Genomic DNA, 18,400 nt, shown 5'->3' with positions numbered 1-18,400 from the left:
AAGGCTGATAGTGTTGGTCAACGCGTTCGACATATGGAGTAATGATGCGGTCTGTCCCGACGGTCTTGGCCGCATTCATGCTCGGCACCTGCGGCGTTGCCAAGGCAGGCGAGGGCACCTTCGGCTGGATGTCCGGAGACTGGTACCTGACGGTCGGCGCCACCGGCATGGTTGCCCCGAATTTCGAAGGCGGCAAAAAGTACCTGCTCAGCGCCTCGCCGATCATCTCGCTCGGCAAGGCTGGTCCCGCGGCGCGCTTCACCTCGCGCAACGACAATATCTCGTTGGCATTGATCGACGATGGCGGCATCCGAACCGGCCTGACAGGCAAGTTCCTGTTTTCCCGCGACGGTGGTGACGCCGACGAGTTGAAGGGCCTCGGCCCGGTGCGCTGGGGCGGCGAGGCTGGCGGCTTCTTCGAATTCTATCCTTTGGATTGGCTGCGTGCCCGCGCCGAATTGCGGCATGGCATTCGCGCCCATAACGGCTTTGTCGCCGACATCGCCGCCGACGCCTTTTACGATGTGACGCCCGATGTCAGGATTTCGGGCGGGCCGCGCGTTTCATTCGCCTCATCGGACTATTTCGACGCCTATTACGGCGTTGATGCCGAGGAGTCCCTGGCCTCGGGGCTCAGCGAATATCATCCCGGTGGCGGGGTGAAGTCGGCGGGCCTGGGCGGCGCGGTGACCTGGAAGGTGACCGAGCCGATGACGGCCAGTCTGTTCGGCGAATATTCCCGCCTGATGGGCCCGGCCGGCGATTCCAGCCTGGTCAAGGAGCGCGGCGATCGCAACCAGTTCACGATCGGCGTGTCGACAACCTACCGCTTCGATTTCTCGATGTGAGCGGGCGGGCGTCGGCTCATTTGATCAAACGGCTGTCGAACGGATAATGGTATAGGCCCGCAATCGTAATGCGTGACGCATCGTCATGGGTCGGGTTGAGCAGATAGTTGTTTGCCTTGCGCATTATGATCGAAGGAATTTTCATGAGCGCGTAACGATTGGCCGAGAGAAAGTCCGTGCCCTGTCGCCGGGTCGATTCCATGTCCTTGTCCCAGCCGTCCTGGATAACCGGTTCGGTCATTTCTATTCCGTCCGGAACGTCGATTTCGATAAGCTGGTAGGTTTCCGGAACGGTTTCGCGCGTCGCATGCACCAGTATCTCCAGCAGTGCCGTCGAAGGGTGGTCGGTGCAATAGACGATGGGCATTCCGCGCCTGTTCCATCTTCCATCAACGAGCGTTCCGCCACGACCCGAGAGATCCGCGAAACTGGAGATGCGCCAGATGCGCATCGTCAGGCAAGCATGCCAAAGTCGATACGGATAAGCTCTTCGGAAACGACGTGGGCGCCGGTCTCTGTCTCAAGGAGATCGATCGGCCTTGCACCATCCAATGCTATGATCTCGCTTCTCAGCCAACGCTGGGCTTTCTCATGGCTACCGAATACCCGATCCGCCTGCTCGGCGATGCGTTCAAGGCGCAGGGCGCGGTCGGATTCAGCTGGCGAAAGCGGCTCGGCATGTTCCTTGCGACGCGCCAGCGTGCGGCGGGGGGCAACGATACGATAGAGTTCTTCGCTACTGAAACCCAGACTGCGCAGATGATCGATCTTGTCCGTAGGGACGGAAAAGTCGCGTGTTGCGCGAATTGCCCTTGCTGCGACCGACATGAATTGTTTCCTTGGCACTGCAGGCCATTTGCCTACAAATGTATGCGCAATTGGCACCTAACGCAAGGAAGCATCAGAGTTCGGGCTTTTCAATATCGCCTGTCTCGGTTAAAAGCCCAGCCATGACGAGCTTTTCGCGCCTTCTCGCGACTGCGATACGAATTACAGGCCCGGTGTTCCGGGCGGCTTGACCGCCGCCGGGGCCGCCGGGAATCTTGCGCGCGGCCTCTCGCGCTTTTTCCAGATCATCAACGCATATCGCCCAAAAGTGGGTCCGGTTTTGGGAAGACGATATGCGTCAAAGCGAAGAACTTCAACGCCCGGCTCTTTTGCCGCCGGCAACGCATATGGCAGACGAATGACTGATACCGAGACCGCCGAGACGATCGACTATTCCAAAACGCTCTACCTGCCGCAGACGGATTTCCCGATGCGCGCCGGTTTGCCGGAAAAGGAACCGCTGCTGGTCAAGCGCTGGCAGGACATGGACCTTTACCGCAAGCTGCGCGAAGACGCAGCCGGCCGCGAAAAATACGTGCTGCACGACGGCCCGCCTTACGCCAATGGCAACATCCATATCGGCCACGCGCTGAACAAGATCCTCAAGGACGTCATCACCCGCTCGTTTCAGATGCGCGGCTATGACTCGAACTATGTACCCGGTTGGGATTGCCACGGCCTGCCGATTGAATGGAAGATCGAGGAGCAGTACCGCGCCAAGGGCAAGAACAAGGACGAGGTGCCGGTTAACGAGTTCCGGCAGGAATGCCGTGAGTTTGCGGCGCACTGGATCAAGGTGCAGGGTTCCGAATTCCAGCGCCTCGGCGTCGTCGGCGACTTCGACAATCCCTATACGACGATGGCTTTCCACGCCGAGGCGCGCATCGCCGGCGAGCTGCTGAAATTCGCCATGTCCGGCCAGCTCTATCGCGGCTCCAAGCCGGTGATGTGGAGCGTCGTCGAACGCACCGCGCTGGCCGAGGCGGAGGTCGAATACCAGGACTATGAGTCGGACACGATCTGGGCGAAGTTTCCGGTCGTCAGCCTCGCTCGCCAGGTCATCAACATCGAGGATGGACAGCCAGCCCTGGATCCCAAGCTGACGCAGACGTCGCTCGATCTGCTTGATGCCAGCGTCGTCATCTGGACGACGACGCCGTGGACAATCCCCGGCAACCGCGCCGTCAATTACTCGCCGCGCATCAACTATGGTCTCTATGAGGTTACGGCGGCCGAGAACGCCTTTGGTCCCCAGCCCGGCGAAAAGCTGATCTTTGCCGAGAAACTTGCAGACGACGCTGCCGCGAAGGCCAAGGTCACCCTGAATCGGCTTCGCAACGTTGGCGCCGAAGAGCTTGAAAATCTTACGCTTTCGCATCCCCTCAAAAGTCTGGGTGGCGGCTACGATTTTCCCGTGCCCATGCTCGCCGGCGATCATGTCACCGACGATGCCGGCACCGGATTCGTCCACACCGCGCCGGGACACGGCCGCGAAGACTTTGACGCCTGGATGGATGCCGCCTCTGACCTTCGCCAGCGCGGCATCGACACTGCGATCCCCTTCACCGTTGACGATGCCGGCTTCTTCACCAAGGACGCGCCGGGCTTCGGCCCGCACCGCGAGGGTGGAGCGGCGCGCGTCATCGACGACAATGGCAAGAAGGGCAACGCCAACCAGGCTGTCATCGACGAGCTGATCAAGCGCAACGCGCTGTTCGCGCGCGGCCGCCTGAAGCACTCCTATCCGCATTCCTGGCGCTCGAAGAAGCCGATCATCTTCCGCAACACGCCCCAATGGTTCGTCTATATGGACCAGGAGCTTGGCGACGGCACGACGCTGCGCGGCCGCGCGCTGAAAGCCATCGACGATACCCGCTTCGTGCCCGCCGCCGGCCAGAACCGCATCCGCGCGATGATCGAGGAGCGCCCCGACTGGGTGCTGTCGCGCCAGCGCGCCTGGGGCGTGCCGATCGCCGTCTTTGCCGATGCCGACGGCAACGTGCTGCGCGACGAGGCAGTCAACCAGCGCATCATGGACGCCTTCGAGAAAGAAGGCGCCGACGCCTGGTTCGCCGCCGGCGCCAAGGAGCGGTTCCTCGGCAATCACGATGCCTCGAAATGGCAGCAGGTCATGGACATCCTCGATGTCTGGTTCGATTCAGGCTCGACGCATGCCTTCACGCTTGAGGACCGGCCCGACCTGAAATGGCCGGCCGACCTCTATCTCGAAGGCTCCGATCAGCATCGCGGCTGGTTCCACTCCTCGCTGCTCGAAAGCTGCGGCACCAGGGGCAGGGCGCCCTATGACACCGTCGTCACCCATGGCTTCACCATGGATGAGGAGGGGCGGAAAATGTCGAAGTCGCTCGGCAACACCGTCGTGCCGCAGGACGTCATCAAGCAGTCCGGCGCCGACATCTTGCGGCTGTGGGTGGTGACGACCGATTATTGGGAAGACCAGCGGCTCGGCAAGAACGTGCTGCAGACCAATATCGACGCCTACCGCAAGCTGCGCAACACCATCCGCTGGATGCTGGGCACACTCGCCCATGACGACGGCGAGGAGGTGCCGCTGGACAAGATGCCGGAGCTGGAGCGGCTGATGCTGCACCGGCTCGCCGAACTCGATGAAGTCGTACGCTCGGGCTACGACGCGTTCGAATTCAAGCGCATCACCCGCGCGCTGCTCGACTTCATGGTGGTCGAGCTATCGGCCTTCTATTTCGACATCCGCAAGGACGCGCTTTACTGCGAAGCGCATTCCAGCGTGAAGCGCAAGGCTTCCGTGCAGGTGGTGCGCCATCTCTTCGACTGCCTGGTGAAATGGCTGGCGCCGATGCTGCCCTTCACTATGGAAGAGGCTTGGCTCGACCGTCATCCGGATGCGGTCTCCGTGCATCTCGACCAGTTCCCGAAAATCCCGGCGGACTGGAAGGACGAGGCGCTGGCGGAGAAGTGGCGCAAGGTGCGGCAGGTCCGCCGTGTCGTCACCGGCGCGCTGGAAATCGCCCGCGCGCAGAAGGTCATCGGCTCTTCGCTGGAAGCGGTGCCGGTCGTCACCCTCGACGATCCCGCGCTCGAAGCGTCGATCGCCGATGTCGATATGGCCGAGATGGCGATCACCAGCGATCTGGTAATCGTGCACGGCAAGGCGTCGGCGGGCAGCTTTACCCTCGACGACATCAAGGGCGTCGCCGTGGTCGTCGAGAAGGCGGAGGACCGTGGCCTGGTGAAGTGCGCGCGCTCCTGGCGCTACACCGCCGATGTCGGCTCAGATCCGGAATTCCCGGATGTTTCGGCCCGTGACGCCGCTGTCCTGCATGAACTCAAGGCTTTGAGCCGCCTCTAAGGCGGTGCACAAATGCCACGGCGGGCGGCCGATCGGCCCCGGCGCGTTGCCCTTAACGAGTGGTTGAGGTAAACACGCGAAACTCCGGACGACAAATTGTCGCCGGAATTCCGTCGGAAGAGCATAGGCGACGGGGACCGGACCTTTCTTTGGCCGGCGGCAATCGAGAGGCTGTCTACAGTGGGACTTTTTGGCATGACCGAGAGAACTTACGCGCGCGTTGCGCTGCTGGCGCCGCTTGTCGTATCGGGCCTTGCCTTGTCCGGCTGCATGGGCTCGCCCACTTATGGGACCGACAAGCCTGCTGCCTCGCAGCTTGCCGACGACCTCACGGGGGCTTTTTCCTTCGCACCCAAGCGCAAGAACAACATCGACTACAAGCCGCGCCCCACGCTGGTGAAGCCAGGGCCGGGGCAGAAGGAAGTCTTGCCGCCGCCCCAGGAAAGCATCGAAACGGCAAGTGCTGAATGGCCCGAATCGCCGGAGCAGCGCCGTGCCCGCCTGCGCGCCGATGCCACCCTGCATCAGGACGACCCGGCCTACCAGGCGCAGATTGTCGATGACGTGCAGACCGACCCGGTGGCCGTCAAGGCCGCGATGGCGCAGTCGGCTTCGAGCCATCCGCCGGCCTGGACTCCAGCGGATTCGGACAAGGGCCGCGCCGCGGAAGTCAAGCGCCGTCTGGCTGAAGGCAAACAGGGCGACCCGACCACCCGCAGATATCTGAGCGAGCCGCCGGTGCAATACCGCGCCGCCGCCCCCACCGCGCCGGTGGATGACCTCGGCGAGGATGAGTACAAGAAGGAACGCCGCCTCAAGAAGGAGGCGGCCGCCAAGAGCAAGAGCGGCGGCATGTTCGACTGGCTGCCCTGGTAGCCTGACAGCGCCAGAGACGTTCTTGCCTGGATTGGCTGACTTGGATTTGGACCGTCTGCCGGACCAGAAAATCAGGGTCCGCGTCGCTCGCGAAAAAAGTCTTTCAGCAGCACTGCTGCAGCGTTCTCGGCCATGCCCGGATAGATGTCGGGCACATGGTGGCAGGTCGGTGACGTGAAGAAGCGAACGCCGTTGACCACTGCGCCGCCCTTCTCGTCGGCAGCGCCGAAATAGAGCCGGCGCAGCCTGGCGAAGGAGATGGCGCCGGCGCACATGGCGCACGGCTCCAGCGTCACATAGAGATCGTGGCCGCTGAGCCGCTCGCTGGAAAGCTTGCGGCAGGCTTCGCGGATCGCCAGCATCTCGGCATGAGCGGTGGGATCGGCGAACTCGCGGGTGCGGTTGCCGGCACTCGCAACGACCGTATCGCCGCCGACGACGACCGCGCCAACCGGCACCTCGCCACGCTGGGCGGCGGCTTCGGCTTCTTTCAGCGCCAGCGCCATGAAATCCTGCCGCCTCACGCGGTTTCCATTCCGATTATCTCCTCGCCACTAGAGCGCGATCCTGTTACTACCCGCGCAAACGAGCAAAGGCCACATGGACGACAAAAATAAGAAATTCCCGCGCAAGGCCGGCCCGAAGCCGGCAGGGCCGCGCGGTCGCGATAGCGCTCCCGGCAAGGGCGGCAAGCCGTCCTTCGGCGCCAAAAGAACCTACACTCCGCGCGGCGATCGGCCGGCGGCCGAAGGCGAACGGCCGAAGCACGACTTCAAAGGCGACCGGCCATTCAGCAAAGGGCCGCGTCCGGAAGGCAAGCCTTATGAACAGCGCGAGGGTCCACGCAAGCCGTACGCACCGCGCGGCGACCGGCCAGCGGCGGCTGAAGGCGAACCGCCGAAGCGCGACTTCAAGGGCGGCGACCGGCCGTTCAGCAAAGGGCCGCGTCCGGAAGGCAAGCCTTATGAACAGCGCGAGGGCCCACGCAAGCCGTACGCACCGCGCGGCGACCGGCCGGCCGCTGCCGAAGGCGAGCACGGTGAAAGGCGCTTCGACCGTCCCAAGCGTGACTTCGGCGATCGTCCTAAGCGTGATTTTGGCGGCGATCGGCCGCAAGGTGCACAAACGGCACGGGCGGCGTCGGACGGCGGCTTCAGGCCGCGCCCGCGTCGCGTCGAGGTAACGGAAGAAGCCGGCGAACGCATTGCCAAGCGGCTGGCGCGTGCCGGCCTGGCCTCGCGCCGCGACGCCGAGGAACTGATTGCGGCCGGTCGCGTCAAGGTCAATGGCAAGGTGTTGTCCTCGCCGGCCTTCAACGTGATGCCCGGCGACATCATCCATCTCGACGGCATGGAGATCCCGCCGATCGAGCGCACCAGGCTGTTCCTGTTCCACAAACCGGCCGGCGTGGTCACCACCAACCGCGATCCCGAAGGCCGCAAGACCGTCTTCGATGTGCTGCCCCCCGGGCTGCCGCGGCTGATGACCATCGGCCGGCTCGACATCAACACCGAAGGCCTCCTGCTGCTCACCAATGATGGCGGCCTGTCGCGCGTCCTCGAACTGCCGGCCACCGGCTGGCTCAGGCGCTACCGCGTGCGCGTCCACGGCAAAGTCGAGGAAAGCGCGCTTGCTGGCCTGCGCGAAGGCCTTGCCGTCGACGGCATCTTTTATGGCGCCATCGAAGCGACGCTCGACCGCGAGCAGGGCTCGAACGCCTGGCTGACACTCGGCCTGCGCGAAGGCAAGAACCGCGAGGTCAGGAATATCCTGGGCTCGCTCGGTCTCGACGTGACGCGGCTGATCCGCATTTCCTACGGGCCGTTCCAGCTCGATGATTTGCCGGAAGGCCATGTGCTGGAGATCAAGGGCCGCGTGCTGCGCGACCAACTCGGCGAGCGTCTGGTCGAAGAGTCCGGCGCCAATTTCGACGCCGATATCGCCAAGCCGTTTTCCAACAAGCCGGTCAGGCGTGAGCGGGAGGAGGAGCCCGAGCGGCCGAAATTCACCCGCGACGGCGAACGCCGGCCGATCGGCGAGGGCGGCCTGATCAAGAACCGCAAGCGTCGCGAAGGCAGCCGCGACGAAGCGCTCGGCAAGCTGTCGACAAGCCCCGACAGGAGCTTTGGGCCGAAAAAGAGCTTTGGCGAGCGTGGCCCCAGACCTGAACGCAGCGACTTCGGGGACAAACCCCGTGGCGACAAGCCGCGTGGCGGCTTCGGTGGGAAGAAGTCCGAACGCGAGCAGCGGCCGATCGAGCCGCCGGGCCAGCGCAAGGCCAATGTCTGGATGGCGCCGGGCGCACGGCCGATCGGCAAGGGCAGGGCGGAGGCAGACGCCGCCAAGGCGGCAGAAAACAAGGCGCGCAAGGCCTCGTTCAAGCCGTCTTACAGCAAGCCCGGCGGCAAGCCGCAAGGCGGCGGCGCAAAGCCGTTCGGCAAGCCACGCGGCGAGCGTCAGGATGGCGGTGGCGACCGGCCGCGCGGCGGCCCGAAGGGAAGCAATGCGGATCGTCGGCGGTGAGTTTCGCGGGCGTCCGCTGGCGACGCCCCGCACCTTTGCCATCCGCCCGACCACCGACCGCACGCGTGAGGCGGTCTTCAACGTGCTGGCGCATCGCTTTCCCGAAAGACTGGACGGCGCGCGGGTCCTCGACCTGTTCGCCGGCACCGGTGCGCTCGGCCTCGAAGCGCTGTCGCGCGGCGCCTCCTACGCTGTCTTCATCGAGGAATCCGCCGAAGGGCGCGGCGTGATCCGCACCAATGTCGAGGCCTTCGGCCTCACCGGCCGCACCAAGATATTCCGCCGCGACGCGACGGGCTTGGGCGAGGCGGGCACCATCGCCGCATTCGGCCTGGTCTTTGCCGATCCGCCCTATGGCAAAGGCCTTGGCGAACGTGCCTTGCGCTCGGCCAAGGCCGGCGGCTGGCTCGCCCCCGGCGCGCTCTGCATCGTCGAGGAAGCGACGGCGGCGCCGTTCGAGACAGGGCCGGGCTTTTCGGTTGTCGACGAGCGCAACTATGGCGAGACGGTCATCCGGTTCATCGAGGCCGCCTGAGTTCGGTGTCCGCGATGGCGCCTTCAAAATGACGCACAATTCGCTTTGCCTCGACCAGCAACCCCGCCTATCGTCCCACCACCAAACCGGAGCCATCTATGACATTTCAGGCTGAATGGCTGCGCGCAACGCTCTTGGGGCTGGCTCTGGTGATGGCCGCGCCGGCTCTGGCGGGCAACAATCCCGACGACGGCGTCGTGACCGATTTCCTGCTCGACAACGGCATGGAGGTCGTGGTCATCCCCGATCACCGCGCCCCGATCGTCACCCATATGGTCTGGTACAAGATCGGCAGCGCCGACGAGCCGCCGGGCAAGTCCGGCATCGCCCATTTCTTCGAGCATCTGATGTTCAAGGCGACCAGCAGCCATGCGGCCGGCGAACTCGACCGCGCCGTCGCCGCCATCGGCGGCTCGGACAACGCCTTCACCTCCTACGACTACACCGCCTTTCACGAGACGGTGGTGCCGCAGGCGCTCGGTGAGATGATGGGCTTCGAGGCTGACCGCATGCGCAACCTCATCCTCACCGACGATGTCATCAAGACCGAGCGCGACGTCATCCTCGAAGAGCGCCGCTCGCGCATAGATAGCAATCCGCAGGCGGTGCTCGACGAAGAGATCGACGCCACGCTGTGGCAGAACCAGCCCTACCGCATTCCGGTCATCGGCTGGATGCAGGAGATGGAGAAGCTGAACCGCACCGACGCGATGGCCTTCTACAACAAGTACTATACACCCAATAACGCCGTGCTGGTGGTGGCCGGCGATGTCGAGCCGGAAACGGTCAAGGCGCTGGCCGAAAAGACCTATGGCAAGGTCGCGCGCGGCCCGGATCTGCCGCCGCGCATCCGCCCGGTCGAGCCGGAACAGAACACCAGGCGTACGGTGACGCTGACCGACGGGCGCGTCAGCGTGCCGAGCCTTACCACGCAATGGGTGGTCCCGTCCTATCACACGGCAAAGCCGGGCGAAGCCGAAGCGCTCGACGTGCTGTCCGAAATCCTCGGCGGCGGCAACCGCAGCCGGCTCTACCAGGAGCTTGTCGTCAGGCAAGGCATCGCCGCGACGGCCGGCGCCTTCTTCCAGGGCACCATGCTCGACGACACCAATTTCACCGTCTACGGTGCGCCGCGCGGCGATGCCAAGCTTGCCGACGTCGAGGCCGCGGTCGACGCCGAGATCGCCCGCATCGCCAAAGACGGCGTCACCAGCGACGAGCTGGAAAAATCCAAGGACCGTTTCGTTCGCTCGATGATCTTCGCCCGCGACAAGCAGGAGGACATGGCCAACATCTACGGCTCGACACTCGCCACCGGCGGCAACGTCCAGGACGTTCAGCAATGGCCGGACCGCATCCGCAAGGTCACCGCCGACCAGGTCAAGGAAGTCGCTGCCCGCTATCTCAATCTCGACCACGCAACGACCGGCTATCTTCTGCCGCAAATCCAAGCTGGGAATTGATTTGATGATGAGCCAGCATGGTCCCGCTCTGCCTTCTCCCCTCGTGGGCTCCTCCCCTTCTCCCACAGGGCGAGAAGGGAAGCGCCAGCACGCCGGCCCGCTTCTAGCAACCCTCATCCTCTCCCTCGTCTTCCTCGTCCTGCCCGCGCTTTCCGCCCGTGCTGCCATGAACATCCAGGAGGTGACCTCGTCGAAGGGCATTACCGCCTGGCTGGTGGAGGATTATTCGGTGCCGATCGTCGCCATCCGCTTCGTTTTCGATGGCGGCGCGACGCAGGATCCGCCCGGTAAGGAAGGGCTTGCCAATCTGATGAGCGGCCTGTTCGACGAAGGTGCCGGCAACCTCGACAGCGAGGCCTTCCAGATCAAGCTTGACGAGGTCGGCGCCGAGATGAGCTTCGATGCGCAGCGCGATGGCATTTACGGTTCGATGCGCATGCTGGCCGACCAGCGCGACGGCGCTTTCGACCTGCTGCGCGTGGCGGTCAACCAGCCGCGCTTCGACCAGGTGCCGATCGACCGCATCCGCGCGCAAATCCTGTCCGGCATCATCGCCAGCGAGCGCGATCCCGATACGCTCGCCCAACGCAAATGGCTGGACGCGATCTACGGCAGGCATCCCTATGCGCGGCCCGACCAGGGCACCAGGCAAAGCATCGCGACGATCACGCCGGCCGATCTCAGCGCCTTCCACAAGGCAAATTTCGCCCGCGACGGCCTGCATGTCGCGGTGGTCGGCGCCATCGACGCCGAGACGCTGAAGCAGAAGCTCGACCTGGTGTTCGGCAGCCTGCCGGAAAAGCAGGCGCTGACGCCCGTTCCCGACATCGACCTGAAGCTCGGCCAGCAGCTCGAGGTCGTTTACGACCAGCCGCAGGCCTCGCTGCAGCTCGCCTATCCCGGCGTGAAGCGGAATGCGCCGGACTTCTTCGCCGCGGTGCTGATGAACGAGATCCTCGGCGGCGGCGCCTTCACCTCGCGGCTGTTCGACGAGGTGCGCGAAAAGCGCGGCCTGGCTTACAGCGTCAGCTCCGACCTCGTCGACCACCAGCATTCCGAGGCGCTGTCCATCACCACCTCGACCCGCGCCGACAGGGCGGCCGAGACGCTGGCCGTGGTGCGCGACGTGGTCAAGCGCATGGCCGCGGAGGGGCCGACCGAAGCCGAGCTGGCGGCGACCAAGAAATACATGATCGGCGCCTATGCCATCAACAATCTGAATTCCTCGGGCGCGATCGCCTCAACGCTGGTCGAGATCCAGCTCGGCAAGCTCGGCATCGACTACATGCAGCGCCGCGCCGCCCTGATAAACGCGGTGACGCAGGACCAGGTGAAAGCGGTGGCGAAAAAGCTGCTCTCCGCCGAGCCGGCCGTCATGGTGGTCGGGCCGAAGCTGGGCGCGGCCAACAAGGGATGAGCCCTAGCTTCGGCATCGCCTTTGGCGGCGGCGGCGCGCGCGGGCTGGCGCATATCCATGTTATCGAGGCGCTCGACGAGCTGGGCATCAGGCCGGCGGCAATCGCCGGCTCGTCGATCGGCGCCATCATGGGCGCCGGCATGGCCTCTGGCATGACCGGCAAGGACATCCACGACTATGCGCGCTCGATCCTCGGCCGGCGCGCCGAGGTGGCGACGCGCATGTGGCGGGCGCGGCCCGGCACTTTTGCCGAAGCGATGCAGGGCGGCCTGCGGGTCAGCCAGTTCAATGTCGAGCGCATCCTCAAGGCGTTCCTGCCCGATGCCATTCCCGAGACCTTCGCCGAACTCAAAATACCGCTGAAGGTGACGGCAACGGATTTTTATGGCCACAAGCTCGCGGTGTTGGCCGAAGGCGAACTGCCTTCGGCGCTGGCCGCCTCGGCGGCGATTCCGGCGGTGTTCCGCCCGGTGATGCGCGACGGCAGGATGCTGATCGACGGCGGCATCTACAATCCCGTGCCATTCGACCTGATCGAGCTCGACGCCGACATCATCATTGCCGTCGACGTGGTCGGCGCGCCGACCGAGGCGGGCCGCAAATTCCCGACCTCCGTCGACCTGATGTTCGGCGCCACGCAGCTGATGATGCAGTCGATCATCGCCAGCAAGCTGAACCAGAGCCGCCCCGACATATTGGTCCGGCCGGCGGTGTCGAAATACCGGGTGCTCGACTTCATGAAAGTCGAGGCGCTGATGGCCGAGACGGTGGCGATCAAGGACGAGCTGAAGCGCGAGGTGGAGCAGGCGCTGAAGGCGAGGGAAGACGCTGCGGTCGCGGGCAGGCAGCGGACGGTGTAGGGAAGCTGCCAATCTCCCCCCTTGAGGGGGAGATGTCGCCGAAGGCGACAGAGGGGGTCGTCTCGCGTAATGCGCCACTGTCGAAAGAGAGGAACCGCGCCCGGTCGAACCGACCCCCCTCTGCCCTGCCGGGCATCTCCCCCTCGAGGGGGGAGATTGGCTGATCATGCCGTCCCAGCCGCATACTCCAGCGCCACCACGCCGTTGCTGAATTGCGTGGCCGAGATCAGCTCGAGCGGCAATTGCGCGCCAGGCGGGAACAGCAGCTTGCCCTGGCCGACGGCACCGGGGTAGCTGAGCAGCCTGATGCGGTCGACCAGGCCGTTGCGCAGCAATTCCTGCGCGACGCTGAGGCTGCCATGCACATAGATGTTGCCGCCGCTGCCTTGCTTCAGCCCTCTGACCGCTTCCGGCAAGGCGCCCTGCAGCAGCTCGGCCGGCTGCCAGTCGAGCGCCTGCAAGCTGGTCGAGGCGATATATTTCGGCAGCGCGTTGAACCGGTCGGCGAAGTCTCCGGTCTCCTTGGGCCACGAGCCGGCAAAAATCTCATAGGTCGTGCGCCCCAACAGCATGGCGCCACTGTCGGCAAGCTCGTCGTCCTTGAACTTTTGCATCTCATCGTTCCAGGCCACGCTCGGCAGCTTCTCGACCTCGGCAATGCCATCGACGCTGATGAATTCGGTGATGATGAGTTTTCTCATGGCGGGTTCCTTCTGTCGGGACGGCCGTGCGGGTCTTGTGCGAACTGCACCGTCAACTAGCGCGGCGCCTTTTCAGGGGGAGGGCTTTCCCTGTTCAGATTCGATCTGCAATGACCGTCCGGCTGAGCAATTCCAGTTTCCTGGCCAGTATCTGCGCCACGTCGAAGCATGCGTCGGCGACTGGTACTATGACCCCAGCAAGGTAGAAGAGAGCCGAGCTATCTCGCCGTGGCTAAGGTCCAGCCTATCGCCGATCGTGCGAGGCACGGGCTGCCTACAGCTTGGCAATACCGGCTTTCAGCAGTCCTTCGCGGACGTGCTGCACATCGGACTCCTGGGCATAGTGCAGGGTGGCGATGAATGACTCGAGGTCGAATTGGGGATCGAGCGTTCTGATCTTGCCCAGATGCGCCGCGGCAGCGATTTCGTCGCCGAGCCAGCCGTAGCAGGCAGCGGCGAAGGCGTGCTGAGCCGAGTCCATGGTCGACAGATGCATGAAAGCTTCGATCGCCTCGCCATACTGGCGCGCGGCGAAATGCGCCTTTCCCAGATGGCTCCAGAACCTCTCCGGGTGGTGTGGGTTCAACTGCATGGCCTTGCGGATCCATTCAATTCCCTCTTCCGGCCTCCCGAGCCACGTCAATAACTCGCCTTGCTGCACCACCACGAGGTCGTAATTGGGATTGAGGGCCAGCGCCCGCTCTTGATGGTAGCGCGCAGTGGTCAGCTCATTGTTGTTCACGTTCACTGCCGCGAGAATGCGGTGGACATCGGCATCGTTGTTGTCTAGCGCCAGCGCCCTGTCGAGCGCTGCCATAATGTTGTTCCAGACGGCATCCCTGTCTTCGCACCAGTTATGGACCCAGGCCTGGCCAAGAATGCAGGCCCGCCAGGCATGGGCATGGGCATAATCGGGGTCGAGCGCGACGGCCCTTTCTATCAAGGTTCGCGCGCGTTCATTATCCGCAATCGTGCTTCGGTGATGCAGCACCTTGGCAGCGAGCACACATTCATACGCGGCCATGTTTGCAGGTTTCGCCCGCGCGAGCTGGTCCCGCTGAGCCGCCTCGACACGACCGGGCAGCGTGGCTGCGATCGCCGCCGTCACCTCATCCTGAATCGCGAATATGTCGACCAGCTTCCGGTCATACTTGTCTGCCCAGATATGAGCGTCATTCGCCGTGTCGATGAGCTGAACCGTCACGCGCACCCTCTCGCCGATCTTGCGGACGCTTCCCTCCACCAGATATTGGACCTCGAGTTTCTCGGCCACCTCGCGCACATTCACGGCGCGGTTCTTGTAGACGAAGCTGGAATTGCGCGAGATGACGAACAACTCATGGTGGCGGGACAGTTCGGTGATGATGTCCTCGGTCAGTCCGTCCGCGAAAAATTCCTGCTCGGGGTCGCCGCTCATGTTGGTGAATGGCAGCACCACTATTGAAGGTTTCGAGATGGATCGCTTTGCCTCGACTTCCGGCAGGACAGGACTGTCAAGCCCGATGCGATAGAGGCGAACCGGGCGGCTGATGTTCTTCAACGTCTTCTCGCCCAGGTCCTCCATGGCAATTTCGAGACGGTCGGCAATTTGGGTCGCCACCGCTGCGGTCACGCAGATACCGCCGACGTCGGCGAGTTGCTCGATGCGCGAGGCAATATTGACGCCGTCGCCGAAAATGTCCTCATCGTCGAAAATGATGTCGCCGAGATTTATGCCGATCCTGAATTCGATACGCCGTTCTTGGGGCACATCCGAATTGCGCCGTTTCATGCGCTGTTGGATTTCCACGGCGCATTTCACGGCATCGGTCACGCTCTGGAACTCAACGAGCATGCCGTCTCCGGTGGTCTTGATGATCCGGCCCTTGTTCTTAGCGATAGCGGGATCGACCAGTTCTATGCGATGGGTCCGAAGGCGTGCGAGCGTGCCGGATTCGTCGGCTTCCATTAGCCGGCTGTAGCCCGCCATATCGGCAGCCAGAATTGCGGCTAGTCTCTGTTCCATCGCTGAACCAAAAACCAAGCCTACGCTTCCTGGGCCGCCAAATCCAGCAATTTGGGCTTGTGGCTGAATCAAGTCTTCCTACCGCAGCAGCAGGAAAGGGCGGATCAGAACCTTCCGCCTGGTGGCTGCCAACTCGATCGTATCAATGGCGGGAGGCGCGGCGCCGAGCTCGTCGAGGCGACATATTTCGGCGGCGCGTTGAACCGGTCGGCAAAGTCTCCGGTTCCGTGGGGGCCACGAGCCGACAAAGATCTCATAGCGCCCCAAAAGCATGGCGCCGCTGTCGGCAAGCTCGTCCTCCTTGAATTTTTTTTGCATCTCATCGTTCCAGGTCACGCCCGGCAGCGTCTCGACCTCGGCAATGCCGTCGACGCTGATGAATTCGGTGACGATGAGTTTTGGCAGGGCGGGCTCCTTTCTGGCAGAGGACGGACGGCACGGCCTGGTGCGACAGACTCCGAAAAAGAGCGCAACGTGCGGTGTCGGTCGGCCTAACTGAATGAGCTATTCTTTGGCCTCCTGGCGTGGCTTCTGCCAGCGTTTCGACTGCTTGACCGACCCCAATGCCGCAATGGTTCGAAGCCGTATGGCAAAGTCGTGGGCGTCGTACTGACCGAGTTTTGCCACGGCATCGATTTGCGCTGACGTCGGTTCGATAACCTTTACATTGAGCTGCTTATCCAGGACCGCAATCATGAATGAGTATGTGAACTTGCCCTCTTCGCTGGCTTCATCCCCATACCGCTTCCGCTCGTGGTAGCGTTGGAGCTTGACCAATAGGATCAGATTTCGATCGAGCTCTTTTAGCATCCGCGCAAGGAACGAACGATCACAATAGAGTGCATGTCCATCCTGCCGGTTCTCACTTTCACCCTCACCTTGCCAGCCGCCCCACCCTTCGTACCGGAACGCGACCGAACGACTTTTATCGATCCATGCATGAGACCAAGGCTTCGTCACCGAGAGCTGGAAGTTGGTAATGACGGATGCCGAAGGGCGGTAAGTTGATAGCGCCGTTGGCGCCCCAAACGGATCGTATCTGTCCAGATTCTCCGACTTCTGCGCGTGTGTGATCCACGGATCGCAGGGCTGCATGCCGTCGCGGCGGAAGCCTGGTTCTTCTTCATCGTACGTTTCATAGAACGGCAGCCACATATGGAACGATGGTGACGTTGCCACGGCAAGAGCCGCCAACTCAGCATTCGCTGGAGCAACGAGGGCGGACATGACACTGCAAGTCACACTGTCTGGTGACGACCATGATGCCTGCACGATTGTATTTTTTGACAATGGCTCGCCGAGGCCTGCAAGGGTCGCCAAAAATCGCTTGTCATCTATTGGTAGATCGCGTTCGGCCTCTGGCCCGGTGCCGGTTCTAAGATCGTTGAGCGCCACCAACGGATACCTACTAGTTCCGTCGGAGATCCAATATCCATCCTCGCGCGTGACGCGATACTCCGATAACCAGTTTTGCCAGGGATCGTCATAGTAGCTTTCGTCAGTAATCGGCCGCTCTAAAAGCAGCTGCCCTCCGACCACAGCCAGTGCGTGCCACGCAAGATAGGTGCCGTGCGATTGATGGGCGTCATCGGTAGGCCGATAATATCCGCGCTGGCTAGACGGACGTTCCCTGCCGGAGAAATCATTCATTGAGGTCACGCCGGGCCCCCACTTGCGTACCAACTCGTGGCAGAGGTCGTTTATCTTCCATTTCGGAAGGCCGAAGACTCTGGCAAGATTGTCAATATTTTGCTTCTCAAAATCGTAGTCGAAATAAAAGCGCGGTTCCGGCTCAGGAATATCCTTGGGCCGTTCCCAAGGAAAATCATCCGCCCCCTTGTTGCGAGTTTTGGCAACTGGAAACTTGGATACGTTTATCTTGGCGATCCTGGAAATTAGTTTCTTGGCGTCCATATCGCGTTTTCCTGCAAAGCAGTGTCGCAACGCCTTGCACGCGGCCTCGCGTAGGCCCGCATGTGGAAACATGTCGTCAAAAGCGATCGCTTCCAGCCTCGGACGAAAGCGAATGATCACATCGGGAGAATCTAAAGCGACACGGGCAACGGCTAGTAGAAACCATAACTGGGCGTGATAGCTAAAGAAGGGAAGTGAGCGATCCTGAAATGCCCCCGCATCTGGCGCGTCGAACAAGATAAACATGCGTTCAATGATGCCCCACCGTTGATAACGCGCAATCGAACGCAGAGCATGCGCTGCACGCCATCGCTCTCTTGCGATCGGCGAGCCGAGACGAAACCACAGCAGGCCAGCGGCGATGCTGTCGGCGTCCGTTCCAGCGTCCAGCTCATCTCGCCACGGCCCATCACCAATCGGATCGGCCAGCCTTGCGGCGCCGCTATCAAGTAGACGCTCAAGCGCAATCCGGGGAACGGCAGCATCGGCCCGCTTTGAAAGAATGGTTGCAATGCTCAGCCACGTCATTGCCGCAGCATTTAGTTCACGGGTCGTCGCTGCCTCGACCAGCGCAATGGCGAGTTCATCAATCGGGACGCTCGTCAACTCTGACAATTTGAAGAGGTCAGAACCAAAGCCCCATTTCCTGTTTAGCAATTCTTCGGTGTGTTCCCGCACCAGCCGCAGGCCAATTCCAGAAAGTGCCACTAGTTGGCTCGGGGAGTCTTGCGTCCATTCGTCCTTGATTGCTTGTAAAAGATCGTTCTTTTGGAACAATCCCAGGTTTCGCGCAGCGACAATGACGTCGATGTGCTTTGCACGGTCTCCGTAGAGAACCCGATCGCGTAGTGCCTTGTAGGCGTCAGATTTTTTGTAGGGCCAGCCGGATAATGCGTCTAGCTTTTCGACAAAGCTCTCAAATGACGCAGGATCGGTTGGGTTTACATCTGCCAATGCCTCTTTTAACGCGGTCTGCCGTGACCTTGCCCCTCTGATCTAATCCGGTTTGAAGTTCGTTCTGGCCCATCGAGAGGACCAGGACATGAAACGTAGCCGCTTCTCTGAAGAGCAGATCATCGGA

General features: G+C 62.5%; 15 protein-coding genes. 8 read left to right on the top strand and 7 right to left on the bottom strand.

The window, feature by feature from the left end:
* The first annotated feature begins 41 nt into the window (after window positions 1-41).
* Window positions 42-848, top strand: a complete 807-nt coding sequence (locus NKJ13_RS25215; RefSeq protein WP_502899876.1) for a MipA/OmpV family protein — start codon at window positions 42-44, stop codon at window positions 846-848.
* Window positions 849-864: 16 nt separating this feature from the next.
* On the opposite strand, the gene NKJ13_RS25210 is transcribed toward NKJ13_RS25215, so the two are convergent.
* Window positions 865-1,299 carry an RES family NAD+ phosphorylase gene (locus NKJ13_RS25210; protein ID WP_352479905.1) on the bottom strand — a complete coding sequence of 145 codons (435 nt, stop codon included), beginning with the start codon at window positions 1,297-1,299 and terminating at the stop codon, window positions 865-867.
* 2 nt (window positions 1,300-1,301) lie between these two features.
* Entirely contained in the window at window positions 1,302-1,676 is a 375-nt protein-coding gene (locus NKJ13_RS25205) for an Xre family toxin-antitoxin system antitoxin (protein ID WP_352479906.1), read from the bottom strand.
* 358 nt (window positions 1,677-2,034) lie between these two features.
* Here NKJ13_RS25205 and ileS point away from each other — a divergent pair, with 358 nt between their 5' ends.
* Complete coding sequence (gene ileS / locus NKJ13_RS25200) at window positions 2,035-5,025, top strand: isoleucine--tRNA ligase (protein WP_352739162.1); 2,991 nt, start codon at window positions 2,035-2,037, stop codon at window positions 5,023-5,025.
* A gap of 195 nt (window positions 5,026-5,220) precedes the next feature.
* Window positions 5,221-5,901: a hypothetical protein gene (locus tag NKJ13_RS25195; RefSeq protein ID WP_352649680.1), complete on the top strand. Its 681-nt coding sequence runs from the start codon at window positions 5,221-5,223 to the stop codon at window positions 5,899-5,901.
* 71 nt (window positions 5,902-5,972) lie between these two features.
* On the opposite strand, the gene NKJ13_RS25190 is transcribed toward NKJ13_RS25195, so the two are convergent.
* Complete coding sequence (locus NKJ13_RS25190) at window positions 5,973-6,425, bottom strand: nucleoside deaminase (protein ID WP_352739164.1); 453 nt, start codon at window positions 6,423-6,425, stop codon at window positions 5,973-5,975.
* 76 nt (window positions 6,426-6,501) lie between these two features.
* On the opposite strand from NKJ13_RS25190, the gene NKJ13_RS25185 reads away from it, so the two are divergent.
* The 5 genes from NKJ13_RS25185 (at window position 6,502) to NKJ13_RS25165 (ending at window position 12,699) form a co-directional block, all read left to right on the top strand.
* Window positions 6,502-8,424 carry a pseudouridine synthase gene (locus NKJ13_RS25185; RefSeq protein WP_352739165.1) on the top strand — a complete coding sequence of 641 codons (1,923 nt, stop codon included), beginning with the start codon at window positions 6,502-6,504 and terminating at the stop codon, window positions 8,422-8,424.
* Window positions 8,405-8,959, top strand: coding sequence for a 16S rRNA (guanine(966)-N(2))-methyltransferase RsmD (gene rsmD, locus NKJ13_RS25180; protein WP_352649677.1), 555 nt, complete (start codon window positions 8,405-8,407; stop codon window positions 8,957-8,959). Before NKJ13_RS25185 ends, rsmD begins: the two co-directional genes overlap by 20 nt.
* A 98-nt stretch (window positions 8,960-9,057) precedes the next feature.
* A complete protein-coding gene (locus tag NKJ13_RS25175; protein ID WP_352739167.1) occupies window positions 9,058-10,422 on the top strand; it encodes a M16 family metallopeptidase in 1,365 nt (454 codons plus the stop codon).
* Window positions 10,423-10,588: 166 nt separating this feature from the next.
* Window positions 10,589-11,839: a M16 family metallopeptidase gene (locus tag NKJ13_RS25170; protein WP_502899875.1), complete on the top strand. Its 1,251-nt coding sequence runs from the start codon at window positions 10,589-10,591 to the stop codon at window positions 11,837-11,839.
* Window positions 11,836-12,699: a patatin-like phospholipase family protein gene (locus tag NKJ13_RS25165; RefSeq protein ID WP_352703336.1), complete on the top strand. Its 864-nt coding sequence runs from the start codon at window positions 11,836-11,838 to the stop codon at window positions 12,697-12,699. The genes NKJ13_RS25170 and NKJ13_RS25165 overlap by 4 nt, the downstream gene beginning before the upstream one ends.
* A 164-nt stretch (window positions 12,700-12,863) precedes the next feature.
* On the opposite strand, the gene NKJ13_RS25160 is transcribed toward NKJ13_RS25165, so the two are convergent.
* The 4 genes from NKJ13_RS25160 to NKJ13_RS25140 form a co-directional block, all read right to left on the bottom strand.
* Window positions 12,864-13,400 (bottom strand): dihydrofolate reductase family protein, encoded by a 537-nt coding sequence (locus NKJ13_RS25160; RefSeq protein ID WP_352778723.1) that lies wholly within the window; start codon window positions 13,398-13,400, stop codon window positions 12,864-12,866.
* A 274-nt stretch (window positions 13,401-13,674) separates the two neighbouring features.
* Window positions 13,675-15,405 carry an adenylate/guanylate cyclase domain-containing protein gene (locus tag NKJ13_RS25150; protein WP_352739221.1) on the bottom strand — a complete coding sequence of 577 codons (1,731 nt, stop codon included), beginning with the start codon at window positions 15,403-15,405 and terminating at the stop codon, window positions 13,675-13,677.
* 78 nt (window positions 15,406-15,483) lie between these two features.
* Window positions 15,484-15,750 carry a dihydrofolate reductase family protein gene (locus NKJ13_RS25145; RefSeq protein ID WP_352778736.1) on the bottom strand — a complete coding sequence of 89 codons (267 nt, stop codon included), beginning with the start codon at window positions 15,748-15,750 and terminating at the stop codon, window positions 15,484-15,486.
* 159 nt (window positions 15,751-15,909) lie between these two features.
* Window positions 15,910-18,273, bottom strand: a complete 2,364-nt coding sequence (locus NKJ13_RS25140) for a hypothetical protein (protein WP_352778722.1) — start codon at window positions 18,271-18,273, stop codon at window positions 15,910-15,912.
* Window positions 18,274-18,400: the final 127 nt, after the last annotated feature.

Source organism: Mesorhizobium sp. M0174 (assembly GCF_040322275.1).
Taxonomy (GTDB): Bacteria; Pseudomonadota; Alphaproteobacteria; order Rhizobiales; family Rhizobiaceae; genus Mesorhizobium.
This window is presented reverse-complemented; position numbering and strand designations above follow the sequence as displayed.